This window comes from Klebsiella michiganensis (genome assembly GCF_015139575.1).
In the GTDB taxonomy this organism is placed as follows: domain Bacteria; phylum Pseudomonadota; class Gammaproteobacteria; order Enterobacterales; family Enterobacteriaceae; genus Klebsiella; species Klebsiella michiganensis.
The window spans coordinates 3,054,966-3,072,963 of the sequence record NZ_AP022547.1; the positions used below are offsets into that span (position 1 = coordinate 3,054,966).

The 17,998-nt window shown below is 59.3% G+C and carries 15 protein-coding genes; 8 read left to right on the forward strand and 7 right to left on the reverse strand.

The genetic code is table 11. The annotated features are described in order from the left end of the window. Positions 1-41: 41 nt before the first annotated feature. Entirely contained in the window at positions 42-1,052 is a 1,011-nt protein-coding gene (gene adhP, locus JLG71_RS14395) for an alcohol dehydrogenase AdhP (RefSeq protein WP_004120604.1), read from the forward strand. Between the two features lie 42 nt (positions 1,053-1,094). Here the strand turns inward: adhP and JLG71_RS14400 are convergent, their stop codons facing one another. Further along, on the reverse strand, positions 1,095-1,664 hold the full coding sequence (locus tag JLG71_RS14400) for a hypothetical protein (protein WP_014229290.1): 570 nt from the start codon (positions 1,662-1,664) through the stop codon (positions 1,095-1,097). Positions 1,665-1,871: 207 nt separating this feature from the next. On the opposite strand from JLG71_RS14400, the gene JLG71_RS14405 reads away from it, so the two are divergent. The 6 genes from JLG71_RS14405 to JLG71_RS14430 are packed head-to-tail and all read left to right on the forward strand — an operon-like array spanning position 1,872 to position 8,985. Next, positions 1,872-3,494, forward strand: coding sequence for a TIGR04028 family ABC transporter substrate-binding protein (locus JLG71_RS14405; protein WP_200913536.1), 1,623 nt, complete (start codon positions 1,872-1,874; stop codon positions 3,492-3,494). Between the two features lie 10 nt (positions 3,495-3,504). Further along, positions 3,505-4,449 (forward strand): ABC transporter permease, encoded by a 945-nt coding sequence (locus JLG71_RS14410; protein WP_038424479.1) that lies wholly within the window; start codon positions 3,505-3,507, stop codon positions 4,447-4,449. After that, positions 4,446-5,297, forward strand: a complete 852-nt coding sequence (locus JLG71_RS14415) for an ABC transporter permease (protein WP_047723864.1) — start codon at positions 4,446-4,448, stop codon at positions 5,295-5,297. The genes JLG71_RS14410 and JLG71_RS14415 overlap by 4 nt, the downstream gene beginning before the upstream one ends. Next, positions 5,294-6,898 carry a dipeptide ABC transporter ATP-binding protein gene (locus JLG71_RS14420; protein WP_116280074.1) on the forward strand — a complete coding sequence of 535 codons (1,605 nt, stop codon included), beginning with the start codon at positions 5,294-5,296 and terminating at the stop codon, positions 6,896-6,898. The genes JLG71_RS14415 and JLG71_RS14420 overlap by 4 nt, the downstream gene beginning before the upstream one ends. Beyond that, positions 6,895-7,884 (forward strand): putative FMN-dependent luciferase-like monooxygenase, encoded by a 990-nt coding sequence (locus JLG71_RS14425; protein ID WP_025108257.1) that lies wholly within the window; start codon positions 6,895-6,897, stop codon positions 7,882-7,884. The genes JLG71_RS14420 and JLG71_RS14425 overlap by 4 nt, the downstream gene beginning before the upstream one ends. A 9-nt stretch (positions 7,885-7,893) precedes the next feature. Beyond that, positions 7,894-8,985, forward strand: a complete 1,092-nt coding sequence (locus JLG71_RS14430; RefSeq protein WP_014229284.1) for an alkylhydroperoxidase domain protein — start codon at positions 7,894-7,896, stop codon at positions 8,983-8,985. Between the two features lie 16 nt (positions 8,986-9,001). Here the strand turns inward: JLG71_RS14430 and araJ are convergent, their stop codons facing one another. From araJ to fdnG, 4 genes are all read right to left on the reverse strand, one after another. Then, the gene (araJ, locus tag JLG71_RS14435) at positions 9,002-10,153 is read right to left on the reverse strand and encodes an MFS transporter AraJ (RefSeq protein ID WP_200913537.1); all 1,152 of its coding nucleotides are present in this window, start codon (positions 10,151-10,153) and stop codon (positions 9,002-9,004) included. Between the two features lie 344 nt (positions 10,154-10,497). Next, complete coding sequence (fdnI, locus tag JLG71_RS14440; protein ID WP_004120645.1) at positions 10,498-11,154, reverse strand: formate dehydrogenase-N subunit gamma; 657 nt, start codon at positions 11,152-11,154, stop codon at positions 10,498-10,500. Further along, complete coding sequence (fdxH, locus tag JLG71_RS14445; protein ID WP_014838425.1) at positions 11,147-12,031, reverse strand: formate dehydrogenase subunit beta; 885 nt, start codon at positions 12,029-12,031, stop codon at positions 11,147-11,149. Before fdxH ends, fdnI begins: the two co-directional genes overlap by 8 nt. Positions 12,032-12,042: 11 nt before the next feature. Continuing rightward, positions 12,043-15,090 carry a formate dehydrogenase-N subunit alpha gene (gene fdnG, locus JLG71_RS14450; RefSeq protein ID WP_103433574.1) on the reverse strand — a complete coding sequence of 1,016 codons (3,048 nt, stop codon included), beginning with the start codon at positions 15,088-15,090 and terminating at the stop codon, positions 12,043-12,045. Between the two features lie 226 nt (positions 15,091-15,316). On the opposite strand from fdnG, the gene yddG reads away from it, so the two are divergent. Then, positions 15,317-16,138, forward strand: coding sequence for an aromatic amino acid DMT transporter YddG (yddG, locus tag JLG71_RS14455; protein WP_200913538.1), 822 nt, complete (start codon positions 15,317-15,319; stop codon positions 16,136-16,138). A gap of 53 nt (positions 16,139-16,191) precedes the next feature. Here the strand turns inward: yddG and benD are convergent, their stop codons facing one another. After that, positions 16,192-16,965 carry a benzoate diol dehydrogenase BenD gene (benD, locus tag JLG71_RS14460; protein ID WP_025108252.1) on the reverse strand — a complete coding sequence of 258 codons (774 nt, stop codon included), beginning with the start codon at positions 16,963-16,965 and terminating at the stop codon, positions 16,192-16,194. 9 nt (positions 16,966-16,974) lie between these two features. Beyond that, positions 16,975-17,991 carry a benzoate 1,2-dioxygenase electron transfer component BenC gene (gene benC, locus JLG71_RS14465; protein WP_116280072.1) on the reverse strand — a complete coding sequence of 339 codons (1,017 nt, stop codon included), beginning with the start codon at positions 17,989-17,991 and terminating at the stop codon, positions 16,975-16,977. Positions 17,992-17,998: the final 7 nt, after the last annotated feature.

Here is a 17,998-nt window from a genome sequence, read left to right on the forward strand (position 1 = left end):
AAAATTGTGTTAATACGCTTATGTTCAATAAGGAGAACAGAATGAAAGCTGCTGTCGTCACGCAAGATCATCAGGTCAATGTTACGGAAAAAACGCTTCGTCCCCTGCAACATGGCGAAGCCCTTTTAAAAATGGATTGCTGCGGCGTATGTCACACCGACCTGCACGTTAAGAACGGCGACTTTGGCGATAAAACCGGGGTCATTCTGGGCCATGAAGGCGTGGGCGTTGTGCAGCAGGTCGGCCCCGGCGTTCATTCTCTGAAGCCGGGCGATCGCGCCAGCGTGGCGTGGTTCTTCGAAGGCTGCGGGCATTGTGAATATTGTAACAGCGGCAACGAAACGCTGTGTCGCTCGGTGAAAAATGCCGGCTACACCGTGGATGGCGGTATGGCGGAAGAGTGTATCGTCATGGCCGATTATGCGGTCAAAGTGCCGGACGGGCTCGATTCTGCGGCGGCCAGCAGCATCACCTGCGCGGGCGTCACCACCTATAAAGCGGTCAAAGTCTCACATATCAAACCCGGCCAGTGGATTGCCATTTATGGCCTCGGCGGCCTCGGCAATCTGGCGCTGCAGTATGCCAAAAACGTGTTTAACGCCAAAGTCATCGCCCTTGACGTTAATGATGAACAGCTGAAGCTGGCCGCGGAAATGGGCGCGGACCTGACCATCAACTCCCGCAGCGAAGACGCAGCCAAAATTATTCATGAGAAAACCGGCGGCGCGCATGCCGCGGTGGTAACCGCCGTCGCCAAAGCGGCGTTTAACTCAGCGGTGGATGCGGTTCGCGCCGGCGGACGCGTGGTGGCGGTAGGCCTGCCTCCGGAAGCGATGAGCCTGGACATTCCGCGTCTGGTCCTCGACGGTATTGAAGTGGTGGGTTCGCTGGTCGGTACCCGTCAGGACCTGACCGAGGCCTTCCAGTTTGCCGCGGAAGGGAAAGTCGTACCGAAAGTGACCCTGCGTCCGCTGGGCGATATCAACGCCATCTTCAAGGAGATGGAACAGGGACAGATTCGCGGCCGTATGGTCATTGATTTCCGCCGCTAATCTTCGGGCCTCTCCCGCTACGGGAGAGGTTTAATTGTCCCTTTACACGCACGGCCCCGTTGCGCAACCGTACATCATCACCAGCGGAAATAGCGGCACCAGCGGAATCAGGGCGATCTCTCCCAGAGGGCTAATGGTCTGCGTTTTATCGTTAATTGACACGACGACGGGTCTGGCAAGCCGATAAGCGTCATCCAGTTCATTGGGATCAACGGTTGACCAGAAACCGGTCGCTTTAAACAGTACGCCAAGATGGTCGTTGTCCAGCGCGGTCGCGTGATACTGGCTGGTTAACAGACTTAGCTGACTGGCATCCAGTCTGCGCTTGTCGAGCACCACCAGATATTCCGCAACAACCTCATGCTGTTTCACGACAAAATTCACCCGTACGCCGGATGCGACCTTATTGAAGCGTTCGTAGAAAGTATTATAACGCTGGTACTCCTGCGGCACCCCTTTACGGAAGAATCGATAGCTGTATTTGTTTGAATTGGCAATGATGCCCGACTCAATAGGTTTAACCTTAATAATGGTATCGGTAGAGGGCAAATTGGGTGCGCTGGTACAGCCTGCCAGCACCGTCATCGCCAACATCAGTAAATACTTCAGCATCGTCGCTATCCCTTTATTACGCTGACTATCTCTCAGTCATTAAATTATCCAGCATGAGTTTCAGCTGAAAGGCATGTAAATACCAGCCCCTAAAAATCGAGCCGGGTATAAATGCTTTTTATGCAAATGCTTAGCGCAAATCCTTACTTCCTTTGTTAAAACGCGCGCCCGATGATGGCCAAACAAGAGATAACAAAGGAATTCACCATGCACACCCGTTTTCGCCTGCCCGCGCTGGCGGCATTTTTTTTGAGCGGCGCGTTTTCCGCGTGGGCCGCCGACGCGCCGGTTAAAGGCGGCACGTTAATTTATCTGGAGCAGCAGCCGCATACCAATCTTTATCCCCCGGCCGGAGGCTTTTATCCTAACGGCGGCATTCTTAATCAAATAACCGATAAGCTGACCTGGCAAAATCCAAAAACTTTACAAGTCGAACCGTGGATTGCCGAAAGCTGGAGCGCCAACGCGGATAAAACCGAATATACCTTTAGGATTCGCCCTGGCGTCACCTTTTCTGATGGCACCCCGCTTGACGCCAATGCGGTTGCCAAAAACTTTGATACCTACGGTCTCGGTAATAAAGCGCACCGCCTGCCGGTGTCCGAGGTGATTAATAACTACGATCGCAGCGAAGTCATCGATCCGCTGACGGTTAAGTTCTACTTTAAAAAGCCCTCGCCGGGATTTCTGCAGGGCACCGCGACCATCGGCTCCGGGCTGGTTTCCCTGAGCACCCTGGCGCGAAATTTTGAAGAGCTGGGCGACGCCCGCCATATTATTGGCTCCGGGCCTTTTACGGTTAAAGATGAAAAGCCGGGGCGTGAACTCGCTCTGGTCGCACGTCAGGATTATCAATGGGGGCCGAAAAGTCTCACCCAGCAGGGGCCAGCGAATCTCGACGGCATAACCTATATCGTCACCCCGGAAGATGGCGTACGCGTTGGCGCGCTGCTGGCAGGCCAGGCTGATTTTATTCGTCAGGTGCAGGCCTATGATGAAAAGCAGGCAACCGATCGGGGCTTTAAAATCTATGCCGCCCCGACGCGCGGCGTTAACGACAGCCTGAGCTTCCGCCCGGATAATCCGCTGGTTGCCGACCTGCGCGTTCGTCAGGCGCTGCTGCACGCCACCGACGCCAGACAGGTGGTTGAAACCCTGTTCTCCGCCAACTATCCGCAGGCGACCTCCGTCGTCGCCAGCACCGCGGCCGGATACGTTAACCTTAGCGATAAGCTGGCTTTCGATCCGGCCAAAGCGAAACAGCTGCTTGATGAGGCGGGCTGGAAACCGGCCGCCGACGGTATACGGGTCAAAGATGGCCAGCGCCTGGCATTAACCGTCTATGAATCCCTGCCCCAGCCGCAAAACAAAGAGGTACTCCAGCTTGTCGCCCAGCAGTGGCGCCAGGTCGGCGTTGCGCTGGCGGTCAAAGCCGGTGATGCCGGCAGCCGTACGCTGGACAGCCTCGACCCGTTGAAAACGCCGCTTACCGTGTCGGAAGTGGGCCGCGCCGACCCTGACGTGGTGAAAAGCATGTTCTTCCCCGCTAACCGCGACGCGCTGCTGCAAAAAGGCGGCTCCAGCGACAAAGTCCAACGCTTCCGCGACGATAAGCTCAACGCGCTGCTGACCGCGATCTCAGCCGAAGTCGAGCCGCAAAAACGCCTCCAGCTCACCGGCGACGCCCAGCGCTACCTGCTGGACAACGCCTACGTAATCCCGATATTTGAAGAGCCGCAGGTCTTTGCCAGCGCGCCGTGGGTGAAAGGCGTCAGTTTTGAAGCGGTAGGCCGCCCGTCGTTCTACGGCGCGTGGCTGGAAAAGCACTAAGGAGCCCGCGATGAGTCACTATCTTCTGCGGCGGTCCGGTCAGGGTTTACTGGTGCTGTGGGCCGCGTTTACCCTCTCCTTCGTCCTGTTACAGGTGCTGCCCGGCGATGCGGTACTGATCAAGTTTCAGAATCCGGATCTGGGGCTCAGCCCTGAGCAGATCGCCGAAATGCGCCTCGCCTACGGGGCCGATAGCCCGCTGTGGAGACAGTACTTCCACACGCTGATGGCCATGCTGCGTGGCGATTTTGGCTATTCGCTGCAAGCCGGGCTGCCGGTCAGCGCGCTTATCGCCAGCAACCTGCCGGAAACATTAAGCCTGGCGCTGCCCGCCTTTGCTCTGGCGGTGGCGCTGGCCTTCGCCCTCGCCTTCGCCTCACGGCTGCCGGGCCTGCGCTGGCTCAGCAACGCGCTGCAATCCCTGCCGGCGCTGTTTATCTCGCTGCCGACGTTCTGGCTCGGCATCGCCCTGATTCAGATTTTCTCCTTTCAGCTGCGCTGGATCCCGGTGATCAATCCCGGGCCGATTGAGGGGCTGATTTTGCCCATTATTGCCGTCGCGGTGCCGATTTCCGCTCCGCTGGCGCAAATCCTGATGCGCAGTCTGGATCAGGTCGCCGCGCAGCCGTTTGTCGCCGTTGCCCGCGCCAAAGGCCTGAGCGAAACCGGCGCCCTGTGGCGGCACGTTACCGGCAACGCCCTGCTGCCGGTGCTCAACATCGCCGGTCTGCTGCTGGGGGAACTGATCGCCGGCGCGCTGATTACCGAAACCGTGTTTGGCCGCGGCGGTCTGGGGCTGCTGACGCAGCAGGCCGTCAATAATCAGGATATCGCGGTACTGCAGGCGGTGGTGATGATCTCTGCCCTCGGTTTCGTGCTGATTAATCTGCTGGTCGACCTGCTGATGCCGCTGTTCGACCCGCGCCTGAAAACCGTTATCGGAGGTGCCGTATGAGCCTGGTGGATTACGCAACCGCCGCGCGCCGCCGCACGTCAAACTGGCGTACGCGGCGCGTCCAGCCCGGTCTGCTGCTGGCCTGGGCGGTGATGATCGTTGCCGCGCTGATGGCTATCGCTCCGCAGCTGTTTACCGCCTATAGCCCGCTGGAAGGGTTCCCCGGCGCCCAGCGGCTGGCCCCGCAGGCCGGCCACTGGCTGGGAACCGACCAGCTGGGCCGCGATCTGTGGAGCCGCATCGTCTTCGGCGCCGTTCATTCGCTTTCCGCCGCGCTGGCGGCGGTGGCGATCGGCCTGTTTATCGGTACCGCGCTGGGCACGCTGGCCGGCGCGCTGGCGGGACGCGTGGAGTCGGCAATCATGCGCCTGGTCGACGTGCTGCTGGCGATCCCCTCTTTATTGCTGTCGCTGACGGTCATCATTCTGCTCGGTTTCGGCACGCTCAACGCCGCCGTCGCGGTAGGCGCGGCGGCCGTCGCCAGCTTTGCCCGCCTGGCGCGAGCGGAGGTGGTCCGCGTACGCCACAGCGACTTCGTCGAAGCGGCCTACGGCAGCGGCGGCACCTTTTTCGCCGTTTTCTGGCGGCATATTCTGCCCAACTCGCTCACCGCGGTGCTGGCCTTTGCCACCCTCCAGTTCGGCCAGGCCATTCTGGCGCTCTCGACCCTGAGCTTTCTCGGCTACGGCACGCCGCCGCCGGTCCCGGAGTGGGGTCTGCTGATCGCCGAAGGCCGCAACTATCTCTCCACCGCCTGGTGGCTGACCACCCTGCCCGGTATTGCGGTGATTGCGGTCGTGCTCGCCGCCAACCGTATTAGCCGTCAATTTAGCGGAGAACGCCGATGAATGTTTTAAGCGTAGAGCATCTGCGCATCAGCTATCGTTCACAGCGTGAATGGCGCGAGGTCGTGCACGACGTGAGTTTTCAGGTCAAACGCGGCGAAATGCTGGCGTTTGTCGGTGAATCCGGCTCAGGTAAAACCACCACCGCGCAGGCGATTATTGGCCTGCTGGCGGATAACGCGCGCCGGGACAGCGGGCGTATCTTGATTAATGGCGAAGATATCAGCGGCTGGTCCGCTAAACGCCTCGACGGCCTGCGCGGCGCGCGGATTAGCCTGGTGCCTCAGGATCCGGGCAACTCCCTGAATCCGGTGAAAACCATCGGCGCGCAGGTGGGGGAAATCCTGCGTCTGCATCAAAAAAGCAGCGCCGCGGCGCGTAAAGCGCAGGTGCTGGCGCTGCTGACCAAAGTTGGGCTGAGCCACCCGGAACAGCGCATCGATCAATATCCCCACCAGCTTTCAGGCGGTATGAAGCAGCGGGTGCTGATTGCTATCGCGATCGCCCTGAAACCCGACTTAATCATTGCCGATGAGCCCACCAGCGCCCTCGACGTGACGGTACAGAAACGGATCCTCGACCTGCTGGATACACTGCGCCGGGAGTCCGGCACGGCGGTACTGTTCGTCACCCACGATCTGGCGCTGGCGGCGGAACGCGCCGACCGCCTGCTGGTCTTTCGCCACGGCGAGATTCAGGAACAGGGCGCGACCGGCGATGTCATACGTACGCCGCAGCATACCTATACCCGCCAGCTGCTGAGCGATCTCCAGGGTTCGACGCTAACCATTGCCCCGGCCAGCGGGCGCGTGCTGGCGACCCCGGCGATCCGCGTGGAGGGCATCAGCAAGCACTTCTCATTAGGCTCCGCGCATTTGCAGGCGCTGGACGCCGTGAGCTTCGAGGTGAAGCGCGGCAGCACCCACGCGCTGGTCGGCGAGTCCGGCTCCGGCAAAACGACGCTTGCGCGGATCCTGCTGGGATTCGAAAAGGCCGATAGCGGCCATATCGCTATCGACGGTATCGATGCCGGGCATCTCAGCCGCGAGGCGCTCCGCCAGCTGCGGCGTAAAATTCAGTTCGTTTACCAGAATCCTTTTGCCTCGCTGGACCCGCGGCAAACGCTGTTTGAGATTATCGAAGAGCCGTTAAAAAACTTCGACCGCCTCAACGCCGAAGTGCGGCGCCAGCGCGTCGAAACGGTCGCCGCCCGCGTGGCGCTCGCTCCGGAGCTGCTGTCGCGAACCGCCCGTGAGCTTTCCGGCGGCCAGCGGCAGCGGGTGGCCATCGCCCGCGCCTTAATCCTTGAACCGACGATCCTTGTCCTCGATGAAGCGACTTCGGCGCTGGACGTCACGGTGCAGGCGCAAATTCTCGCGCTGCTGCAGCAGCTTCAGCAGCAGCTGGGGCTGAGCTATCTGTTTATCACTCACGATTTGGCGACGGTGCGCCGTATCGCCCACAGCGTGACGGTGCTGCGGGCGGGCCAGGTGGTTGAACACGGCGACGTCAGCCGACTGTTCAGCGCCCCGCAGCATGACTATACCCGCGAGCTTATCGCCGCGATTCCCCACTTTTCATCCCCGAGCAAGGAGGTTGCATGACGCGTAAACGACTGGGCTTTTTCACCCGTCTTCTGGACCACGCCACGCCTAAAGAGCGCTACCGGCTGGCCACCGAGCAAATTCGCCACGCGGAACGCCTGGGATTCGACAGCGCGTGGATCGCTCAGCACCATTTTCATGAGCATGAAGGCGGCCTGCCGTCGCCGCTGGTCTTTCTCGCCCACGCCGCGGCGCACACCGAGCGCATTCGTCTTGGCACCGCCATTATCACCCTGCCGATGGAAAACCCGCTGCGGGTGGCGGAGGATGCGGCGGTGCTGGATCTGCTCGCCGATGGACGGCTGGAGGTGGGCTTCGGCTCCGGCGGCACCCCCACCTCGTTTTTACCCTTCGGGCTGACGATGGACCAGCGCAGCGCGGTGTTTGCTGAACACCTGCATCTGATTCAAAGCGCCTGGCGCGGGGATTCGCTCTCGCACCCGGATAATCATCTGTATCCTCAGGCGCCGCAGCTGGCGGAGCGCATCTGGATTGCCACATTTTCCATTGAGGGGGCGGTTCGCGCGGCTCAGGCCGGGCACGGGCTGATGCTCTCGCGCACGCAGCCGCGTCCGGCCGGACAGCCCACGCTGCCGCTGGACGCTATCCAGAATCCGATTATTGACGCCTATCTCGCCGCGCTGCCGGCGGGCGTCGAGCCAAGGATCCTCGCCTCGCGGACGGCCTTTGTCGCCGATAGCCAGCAGTATGCGCTGCAGGTCGCTGAACCCGGCCTGCGCCAGCAGGCTGCCCAGCATCGCGCCGCAGGTCATGATATTATTGGTGACACTGTCACTGATTTTTTGCCACAGCTTGACGCGCACGTTGGCGACCCGCAGCACGTCGCCGCTTCGCTGGCCCGCGATAGCGTCCTGCGGCGGGTAACCGATATTTCGTTTCAGGTGCACTCCGTTGAACCCTCGCACCGCGACACGCTTCGTTCCATTGAGCTGATCGCTCAGCATATTGCCCCGCAGATACGATAAGGAGTCACCATGACGCTCAGTCAGGATATATTGGCCGAACTGGCAGAAATTGCCCCCGATTCCGCCTTAGCGGCGGCGCGAGCCGTGCGCGAGGCGGCCACCCGCCATGCTCAGGGAAGTTATGAAACGCTGTTTGGTCAGCAGGATAACGACTTTCCGCTCGACGAGCGTTTTGCCGTGGCTGCGAGGGTGGCGAAGCTGCATGAGAGCGATGCGCTGGCCGCCCACTACGCCGGCTTTGGCATTGCCGATCCTACATCGCCGCGGCTGGCGCCGGCGCTGGCCTTTGCCCGGCTGTTGACCTTTACGCCCGTGGAGGCCACGCCGTCGGCGCTTGAGGCCTTAATCCGCGCCGGATGGAGTCTGCGCGGCATCGTCACCCTCGCCCAGCTTATCGCGTTTGTCAGCTTCCAGAGCCGGCTGGTCGTCGGGCTGCGCCTGCTTAACGGCAAAAATATCCACGTCGCACAAACCCCGACGGTGGCGGGATTCTGGCATACCTCGCCGCAAACCATCAGCGGTAAGAAGGCGCCGGTGCACTTCACCCGCGATGAACTGCACTGGGAGCCCTGGCTGGCGGCTAAACCACTGGCGGAATTCACCCCCGACGAGCAGGCGCTGCTGGCGAAATTTGGCCACAGCGACTCGCCCTACTTCCGCCTGCTGGCGCGCAACCTGCCGCTCCTCGAGCAGCGTACGTTAACCGACAAAGGGATCTTTTATACTCCCGGCGGCCTGCCGCGCGCCGAGCGCGAGCTGGCGGCAACGGTGGCGAGCAAAATCAACGGCTGTATTTATTGCGCCTCGGTGCATGCGCGCAAAGCGGCACAGCTGGCTAAAGATGAAACGGCGATAGAGACGCTGCTGGCGGTGACGCCGGGAGAGCAGTTAAGCGACGGGCAGACGCCGGGATGGCAGGCGCAGATCGATTTCGCCGCCGCGATTTCCGTTACCCCTCCCGCTCTGTCCGTTGACCACCTTGCCGCCGTCGAGCAACAGGGGCTGGATACCCTCGCCCAACTGGATTTACTGCAATCGGCGGCCTTCTTTGCCTGGGCCAACCGGTTAATGCTGACCCTCGGCGAGCCGTGGCAGGAATAGCCGCCAGCGGGCTTAATCAGGTCAGACGCCGCTGATGGCGGGCATAAATCAGCAGCGAACTGAGCGCAAGAAACGAAAGCAGCGCGGCCGGTAAGGCAACGAAACGCCAGCCAGGACCGGCCGTAATCATCATCCCGCCGAATAGCGCCCCAATGGCGCTGCCGAGATTAAAGGCGATCTGGCCGCCCGCCGCGCCCAGCATCTCGCCGCCCTTCGCATTTTGCAGCAGCAGAATTTGCAGCGGTGCCGACAGGGCAAACAGGGCCGCGCAGCAAATAAACGCGAGGGTTAATGCGGCGGCTTTATTCTCACCCAGCAGGAACAGAAGTAATAAAGTCACGACAATCACGCCATTCGTCACGGCGGCAATACGTAACGGGCTATAACGGACGGAGACTTTACCGCTAAATAAATTCCCCAGAACCATCCCCAGCCCCGCCAGCAGCATAATGGCTATGATGGCGCTCTCACCAAAACCGGAGACGTTAATCATAAACGGCTTAATATAGCTAAACCACGCGAATACGCCGGCATTGCCGAACATCGTCGCGGCAAAAATTAACCACGGTGCGGGCGATGTTAAAAAATGAAACTGCGAGCGCAAGCGCGTCGTCGGTTTATCAAACAGCGTGGGCACCCACCAGGCGATGGCGACCAGCACGGCGATGTCAAACACCGCAATCGCCAGAAAGGTATAGCGCCAGCTAAACTGATGGCCAAGCCAGGTTCCGGCAGGAACCCCCAGCAAATTAGCGACCGTCATTCCGGCAATCATTCCAGCCACCGCGGCGGTGACCTTCCCCGGCGGCGCAATTTTCGACAGAACGATCGCCCCCACGCCAAAGAAGGCGCCGTGCGGGAAACCGGAGATCAGGCGCCCCAGCGCCAGCATCGAATAGCTGGAAGATAGCGTAAAGATGGCATTGCCGATAACGCACAGCGCCACGAGGAACAGCATCACCGATTTTAACGAAAAGCGGCTGGAGAACAGCGCCATCACCGGCGCGCCGATGACGACGCCAAGCGCATACCAGGAGATCATATTGCCCGCGGCGGGAATAGATATTCCGACGTCACGGGCAATTTCAGGTAATACGCCCATGATGCCAAATTCCGCCATTCCGAGACCAAAAGTGCCAAGCGCTAACGAAAAAATAGTCTTTTTCATACAACTAATCACTTGTTATAAAACATACCGTCGGCATTATTGTGCATTATTAAACGGCAGACCAGATAAAAACGCCGGGTGGCATATTTATCCATAAAACGGCGTGATTATTTCATAGGCTCACTGGCAGATTGATTATTCAGTTCCTGAGGTAAATATTGAATTTTAAACGTTTATGCTTTGTTCGCCGATGATGACAAACCTTAATAATAAGCCGATCAAGCGCGAAGATTTTATCTGTAACTTAAAAAGCGCCAGAGGCGAAGTTATTTCCGCCATTGACGCCCTTGTTACCAATAGCCGATCCGCTCCGGCTTCAGCCAGAGCGGGTTGCTCAGTTACGCTTACTTCAGCCCTTCACAGCTCTCTTTCTTCGCTTCCTGACGCTCCACCTCGCGATACCAGCGCGGATGATGCTTCTTCGCCCAGCGGCGACTCACCTTCCCTTCGATCATGCCTTTAATCGATCCCTTCACCCAAAACGCCATATACATGTGGATCAGAATCGCATGAATAAGAATAATCGCCGAGGTCGCGTGAATCAGCAGGCTATAGCGAATAACCTGAATCGGGAAATAGTGGGCAAACCAGGGCCGCCAGATAATCACGCCGGTCACCAGCAGCACAAAAATCATGCTCATGATGGTCCAGAACATCATTTTCTGCCCCGCGTTATATTTCCCTACCCGCGCCACTTTATGCTCGTTGCCTTTCAGTACCTCAATAATGCCCTTGAGCCAGGGGATATCCTGCTTGTCGGGAATATTGTGATGGACAAAGCGCACAAACATAAACATCAGAGCCACGAAAATCAGTACCCCGAAGAACGGATGCAGAATACGCCCCATCTGCGGCGTACCGAAGGTTTCGGTCAGCCACTGCAGCGTCGGGAAGAAAAACGAGATCCCCGATAGCGCCACCAGGAAAAAGCAGATGACCACCGTCCAGTGACAGGCGCGGTCAATAAACTTCGTGCGCACAATCATTTTCGATTTACTCATCATGCTCCTCCTCATCGTCATCCGCTTCTTTATTCGGCCCAATCCCGATGTAGTGATAAATCAGCCCGGCAAAGGTGGCGATAAACCCGACCGCCGAGAGCGGCTTCAGCGCGCCTTTCCACAGGTTGATCGACGTATCGATCTGCGGCTCTTTCGGCAGGTTGTGGTACAGCTCCGGCTGGTCCGCATGATGCAGCACGTACATCACGTGGGTGCCGCCGACGCCCGGCGGGTTATACACCCCGGCATGGGGATAGCCGCGTTTCTTCAGCTTTTCCACGCGCTCGTTGGCCACTTCCAGCATCTCTTTCTTGCTGCCGAAGTGAATCGCGCCGGTTGGGCAGGTTTTCACGCAGGCCGGTTCCTGGCCGACGCTGACCCGGTCAACGCACAGGGTGCACTTATAGACCCGGTTATCCTCTTTATTGAGGCGCGGGACGTTAAAGGGGCACCCGGCGATGCAGTAGCCGCAGCCGATGCAGTTCTCCTGCTGAAAGTCGACGATGCCGTTAGCGTACTGAATAATCGCCCCGGCGGACGGGCACGCCTTCAGGCAGCCCGGGTCCTCGCAGTGCATGCAGCCGTCTTTGCGTATCAGCCACTCCAGCTTGCCGTTCTGTTCGGTTTCGCTAAAGCGCATTACCGTCCAGGATTTGGCGCTCAGATCGGCGGGGTTGTCGTACACCCCGACGCAGTGCCCAACCTCATCGCGGATATCGTTCCACTCGGAACAGGCCACCTGGCAGGCTTTACAGCCTACGCAGGAGGAGACATCGATCAGCTTCGCCACTTCCGCCTTAAAATCCCGCGCGCGCGGCGCGGGCGTGATCGGGTTGGTGGCGGAGCGTTTGATAATGTCCTGGGTTTCCATCGCCATGCATTCGCTCCTTACGCTTTCTCGATGTTGACCAGAAACGCCTTGTACTCCGGCGTTTGCGAGTTGGAATCCCCGACGTTTGGCGTCAGGGTATTGGCGATGTAACCTTTGCGGGCTACCCCTTCAAAACCCCAGTGCAGCGGGATCCCGACGGTTTCTACCTGCTGGCCGTTAACGTTGAGCGTTTGCAGACGACGCGTCACCACCGCTACCGCGCGAATAAAGCCGCGCTTGCTGCTGACCGTCACCCGATCGCCGTTGGCAATCCCCTTCGCTTTCGCCAGACCTTCGCTGATTTCGACAAACTGTTCCGGCTGCGCAATCGCATTGAGCAGCGCATGCTTGGTCCAGGTATGAAAATGCTCGGTCAGGCGATAGGTGGTGCCGACGTACGGGAATTTATCCTTCTTACCTAAACGAAGGGCATCCTCTTCATACAGGCGCACCACCGGGCTGGAGACCACGTTCGGGTGCAGCGGGTTGGTGCCAAGCGGCGTTTCCATCGGCTCGTAGTGTTCCGGGAACGGACCTTCCGCCAGCTTATTCAGGGCAAACAGGCGCCCCAGTCCTTCCGGCTGCATAATAAACGGCCCGGTTTTGCTGCCCGGCGGCGCGGTATTGAAGTCCGGAATATCGTTGCCAACCCACTTGCTGCCGTTCCACTGGATCAGCATCCGCTTCGCATCCCACGGCTTGCCGTTAATATCCGCCGACGCGCGGTTGTACAGCACGCGCCGGTTGAGCGGCCACGCCCATGCCCAGCCGAGCGTGTTGCCGAGGCCTGACGGATCGGCGTTATCGCGGTTGGCCATCTGGTTGCCCTGCTCGGTCCAGCTGCCGGTATAGATCCAGCAGGACGACGCGGTGGTACCGTCATCGCGCAGCAGCGCGAAGCTGTTCAACAGCTGGCCCTTCTTCGCCAGCGGCGCGCCGTTAGCGTCGAAGAGATCCGCCAGCGCGTAGCCGTTGTTCTCTTTCGCGACCTCTTCTGATTCCGGACGATCCGGCTGCTTGTAGTGCCACCCCATCTTCAGCAGCGGCTCGACGCCTTTGCCGCCCTCGGTGCGATACAGCTCGCGCAGACGGTGGTAAATGCCGGCCAGAATTTCGCCGTCGTTGCGCGCTTCGCCCGGCGCGTCCTGGCCTTTCCAGTGCCACTGCAGCCAGCGCCCGGAGTTGGCGATTGAACCATCCTCTTCGGCGAAGCAGGTGGACGGCAGGCGGAACACTTCGGTCTGAATCGCCGCCGGGTCAACATCGTTCGACTCGCCGTGGTTTTGCCAGAAGGTCGACGTTTCGGTCACCAGCGGGTCGATAACCACCATGTACTTCAGCTTGCTCAGGCTGCGGACCACCTTGTTTTTGTCCGGGAACGAAGCCACCGGATTGAAGCCCTGGCAGATATAGCCCGTGACGTTACCGTTATCCATCATATTGAAATATTTGATAACGTCGTAAGCCTGGTCCCATTTCGGCAGCCAGTGGAAGCCCCAGTCGTTCTCTTTTTGCGCCGCGTCGCCGTAGAACGATTTCATCAGGCTGACGAAGAACTTCGGATAGTTGCTCCAGTAGTTCACCTGTTCGGCCAGCGTCGCCTTCGGCGTATTGGCGGCGAGATAGCTTTGCAGATCCGTCTGCTGTTCCGACGGCAGCGTCAGGTAGCCCGGCAGGCTGGTCGAGAGCAGGCCTAAATCGGTTAGCCCCTGAATATTGGAGTGCCCGCGCAGCGCGTTGACGCCGCCGCCCGCCATCCCCATATTGCCGAGCAGCAGCTGAATCATCGCCATGGTACGGATGTTCTGCGCCCCGACGGTATGCTGCGTCCAGCCCAGCGCGTAAAGGAAGGTGGTGGTTCGGTCCGCCGCGCTGGTTGACGCCAGCACTTCGCACACTTTGAGGAAGTCCGCCTTTGGCGTACCGCAGATATTCTCCACCACCTCCGGCGTATAGCGCGAAACGTGCTGCTTCAGCAGGTTCCAGACGCAGCGCGGATGCTGCAGCGTCTCGTCGCGCATGGCGTAGCCGTTTTCGTCGAACTGATAGTTCCACGAAGACTTATCGTACTGACGCTTTTCGGCATCGTAGCCGCTGAACAGGCCATCTTCGAAGGCAAAATCGTCGCGCACCAGCAGGTTGGCGTTGGTGTAGTGTTTAACGTACTCGGCATTGATTTTGTTATTTTCGATCAGGTACAGCAGCACGCCGGACAGGAAGGTAATGTCCGTGCCGGAGCGAATAGGCGCATAGATATCGGCCACCGACGCCGTGCGCGTAAAGCGCGGGTCGACGACAATCAGCGTCGCATCGTTGTTGTTTTTCGCCTCCATCGCCCAGCGGAATCCCACCGGATGGGCTTCGGCGGCGTTACCGCCCATCACCACCACGACGTTAGCGTTTTTGATATCAACCCAGTGGTTGGTCATCGCACCGCGACCAAATGTTGGAGCAAGACTTGCTACCGTTGGTCCGTGTCAGACGCGCGCCTGGTTGTCTACCGCCAGCATGCCGAGGGAGCGCACAAATTTTTGCGTCAGCATGCCGGTTTCATTACTGGCCGCAGAGGCACATAACATCCCGGTGGACAGCCAGCGGTTAACCGTCACGCCCTGTTCGTTCTTTTCAATAAAATTGGCGTCGCGGTCGGCTTTCATCAGTTTGGCGATGCGGGTAAACGCGTCATCCCAGGAGATGCGCTGCCATGTATCCGAACCCGGCGCGCGGTACTGCGGATAGCGCAGGCGGTTGTCGCTATGAACATAGTCAAGCAGCCCCGCGCCTTTCGGGCACAGCGCGCCGCGGCTCACCGGATGATCCGGGTCACCTTCAATGTGGTAAATCGCTTCTTTCGCGTTTTTCGCGCCGTCGCCCAGGCTATACATTAATAGCCCGCAGCCCACGGAGCAGTATGTGCAGGTGTTGCGGATCTCTTTGGCGCGCAGCAATTTGTAATTACGCGCCTGAGCCAGGGCCATTTTGGGCGCAAAACCCAATGCAGCGGCTGTTGTTCCGGCCATACCGCCTGCGCAGATTTTAAAAAACTTTCTGCGGCTGACGTCCATTGTTCCCCTCCATGCGGGATGTTTATTCATTGCGGGAGTGGAAATTAACAGCAATAACCCTGTTTTATTTGCGTCAAATCAATGTCCTGAACCCATGACCCCTTAATAGTCAGCCACGTTGAATTTCGTTACTCCATTGGGATTAAGCGCGGAGGAAAATATCCCCCGGAAGCGAAAAAAAAGTGTTATAAAACCCGACTGCGTTTGAACCAACATCAGGTTAAATATGGAGAAGAAGAGAGCCACGCTCATTGGATTGGCCGCTATCGTCTTGTGGAGCACCATGGTCGGGCTGATTCGTGGCGTAAGCGAAGGGCTTGGTCCGGTGGGCGGCGCGGCGATGATCTACAGCCTGAGCGGCCTTTTGCTGATCTTTACCGTCGGCTTCCCGCAAATACGCCAGATCCCTCGCCCCTATTTACTGGCAGGGAGCCTGCTGTTCGTCAGCTATGAAATTTGCCTGGCGCTGTCGGTCGGATTAGCCGGTAGCCGCCAGCAGGCTATTGAAGTGGGCATGGTTAATTATCTGTGGCCCAGCCTGACGATTTTATTCGCCATTCTGTTTAACGGCCAAAAAAGCAGCTGGTTGGTTATTCCGGGATTATTTCTCGCTTTATTCGGCGTCACCTGGGTATTAGGCGGTGAGCATGGTCTGAATGTAGATGAAATTACCCGCAACGTGGTTTCCAGCCCGCTGAGCTATATTCTGGCGTTCATCGGCGCGTTTATCTGGGCGGCCTACTGCACGGTCACCGCTAAATACGCGAAGGGCAAAAACGGGATTACCCTTTTTGTTCTGCTTACCGCCCTGACCCTGTGGCTGAAGTTCCTGTTCAGCGAACAGCCGCCCATGGTCTTTAGCTGGCCGGTGATAGCCAAACTGATCGCGCTGTCCGTTGCCCTGGGGTTAGGCTACGCGGCGTGGAACGTCGGGATCCTGCACGGCAACGTCAGCCTGCTGGCCGCCGCTTCCTACTTTACGCCGGTGCTCTCCTCGGCGCTGGCGGCGGCACTGCTCAGCGCCGCGCTGTCGTGGTCGTTCTGGTAGGGCGCCGGAATGGTGTGCGCCGGCTCCCTGCTTTGCTGGCAGGCGACCCGGCGCTAACCGAGATCGCCGCCGGCGACCGGCAGCGTCACGCCGGTGATATAGCTGGCCTCATCGCTGGCGAGAAACAGGATGGCATTGGCCTGCTCCGCCAGCGTACCGTAGCGATGCATCAGGCTGCTGGCCACCGTCTGATCGACCACCTGCTGATACCACGCCTGCTCCTGCGCCGACGGCAGCTCCTCATTCCGCGGCGTCCGGCGCGCAGGCGCCTCGGTGCCCCCCGGCGCCACGGCGTTAATGCGGATCCCGTTTGCGCTATATTCAAGGGCTAGCGAACGGGTCAGCGCATTAACGCCGCCTTTCGCTGCGGAATAAGGCACCCGATTCACGCCCGCCGTCGCCACCGACGAAATATTAACGATACTGCCTTTGCCCTGCTTCAGCATCCACGGTAGCGCAGCCCGACAGCCCCACAGGGTCGGAAACAGCGAGCGGCGAATCTCCTTCTCTATTTGCTCCGGCTGATATTCCGCGAACGGCCGCGCCCAGATGGTGCCGCCGACGTTGTTAATCAATACATCCAGGTGGCCAAAATGGGCCACGCCGTCGGCAAAAGCCCGCTCGGTGCTTTCCCATTGTTCAAGATCGGCTTCCAGCGCCAGCGCCTGGCTACCGGCGTCGTTCAGCGCCGCCGCCAGTTCATGAACATAGCGAGAGCGGTCAATCAACAGCAGCCGCGCGCCCTCACGCGCGGCTTGCTCTGCGGTCTGTCGGCCAATCCCCTGCGCGGCGCCGGTAATAGCCACAACTTTATGGTTAAATCGCATCGTTGCTCCTTATGCCGCCGCGCTCTGGCTGGCGATAAATTTTTCATACCAGAACCCCGACGGCGAAACTCCTCTCTCGCGCAGCGCCGTGGCTACCGCATTGACCATCGGCGGGGGCCCGCACAGATAGATATCCACATCCCCGTCGTTGAGTATTGCGTCATTAAGATGTTCGGTAACAAAACCGCGCTGCGGGCATTGGCTTTGCGCATCGGCAACCACCGGCAGCCAGCGATACGCGGGAAGCTGACCGGTAAACGCCTCAAGCTCGTCAGTTTTCACCAGATCGCCGTCGCGGGTCACGCCATAGAGCAAGGTGATGGGGCGGGTGCTGCGCTGGCTGGCCAGCGTTTGCAGCATTGATAGCAGCGGCGCTAAGCCGGTGCCCCCCGCCAGCAGTAGCAGCGGACGCTCGCCGCCGCGCAGGTAAAAGCTGCCCATCGGGCCGCTTAGCGTCAGACGATCGCCGGGAATGGCCCGCTGCGTCAGCCACTGACTCATCAAGCCGCCGGGCACGTTACGGATCAGGAAGCACCCCTCACGCGAGCCCGGTAGAGAGCTAAACGAATAGGCGCGCACCTGCGGCGTGCCGGGAACCTGAATATTGATGTACTGACCCGCCAGGAAGTCCAGCGGCTCATCCAGCACGATCGCCAGCTCAATGGCGGTGTCAGACAGGAGATTGACCGCTTTCACCGTCGCGCCCACGCTCGCCAGCGCGGTCTTGCAGCGGGCTGCCGCCGCCGGTACATCAATGACGCAATCGCTGGTTGGCACCATCTGGCAGGTCAGCACCTGGCGCTCTGCGGCTTCCTCTTCGCTGAGCGCCTCTTCAAGAAACTCATCGCCCAGGCCATATTCGCCGCTGACGCAGCGGCACTTGCAGGTGCCGCAAACGCCGTCCGAACAATCCATCGGCAGATTGACCTGCTGACGATAGGCGGCATCGAGAACTTTCTCCCCGGCGTTACACTGAATAAAGCGGGTGATGCCGTCTTCAAAATTGAGCGCAATATTAAAGGTCATAAGTGCC

Bases quoted from the DNA above. Each gene is read 5' to 3' on its own strand.
- fdxH (WP_014838425.1), bottom strand. From the start codon at position 12,031: ATGGCGATGGAAACCCAGGACATTATCAAACGCTCCGCCACCAACCCG.
- JLG71_RS14425 (WP_025108257.1), top strand. From the start codon at position 6,895: ATGACGCGTAAACGACTGGGCTTTTTCACCCGTCTTCTGGACCACGCC.
- adhP (WP_004120604.1), top strand. From the start codon at position 42: ATGAAAGCTGCTGTCGTCACGCAAGATCATCAGGTCAATGTTACGGAA.
- benC (WP_116280072.1), bottom strand. From the start codon at position 17,991: ATGACCTTTAATATTGCGCTCAATTTTGAAGACGGCATCACCCGCTTT.
- JLG71_RS14405 (WP_200913536.1), top strand. From the start codon at position 1,872: ATGCACACCCGTTTTCGCCTGCCCGCGCTGGCGGCATTTTTTTTGAGC.
- fdnI (WP_004120645.1), bottom strand. From the start codon at position 11,154: ATGAGTAAATCGAAAATGATTGTGCGCACGAAGTTTATTGACCGCGCC.
- JLG71_RS14420 (WP_116280074.1), top strand. From the start codon at position 5,294: ATGAATGTTTTAAGCGTAGAGCATCTGCGCATCAGCTATCGTTCACAG.
- yddG (WP_200913538.1), top strand. From the start codon at position 15,317: ATGGAGAAGAAGAGAGCCACGCTCATTGGATTGGCCGCTATCGTCTTG.
- JLG71_RS14430 (WP_014229284.1), top strand. From the start codon at position 7,894: ATGACGCTCAGTCAGGATATATTGGCCGAACTGGCAGAAATTGCCCCC.
- JLG71_RS14410 (WP_038424479.1), top strand. From the start codon at position 3,505: ATGAGTCACTATCTTCTGCGGCGGTCCGGTCAGGGTTTACTGGTGCTG.
- JLG71_RS14400 (WP_014229290.1), bottom strand. From the start codon at position 1,664: ATGCTGAAGTATTTACTGATGTTGGCGATGACGGTGCTGGCAGGCTGT.
- JLG71_RS14415 (WP_047723864.1), top strand. From the start codon at position 4,446: ATGAGCCTGGTGGATTACGCAACCGCCGCGCGCCGCCGCACGTCAAAC.
- benD (WP_025108252.1), bottom strand. From the start codon at position 16,965: ATGCGATTTAACCATAAAGTTGTGGCTATTACCGGCGCCGCGCAGGGG.
- araJ (WP_200913537.1), bottom strand. From the start codon at position 10,153: ATGAAAAAGACTATTTTTTCGTTAGCGCTTGGCACTTTTGGTCTCGGA.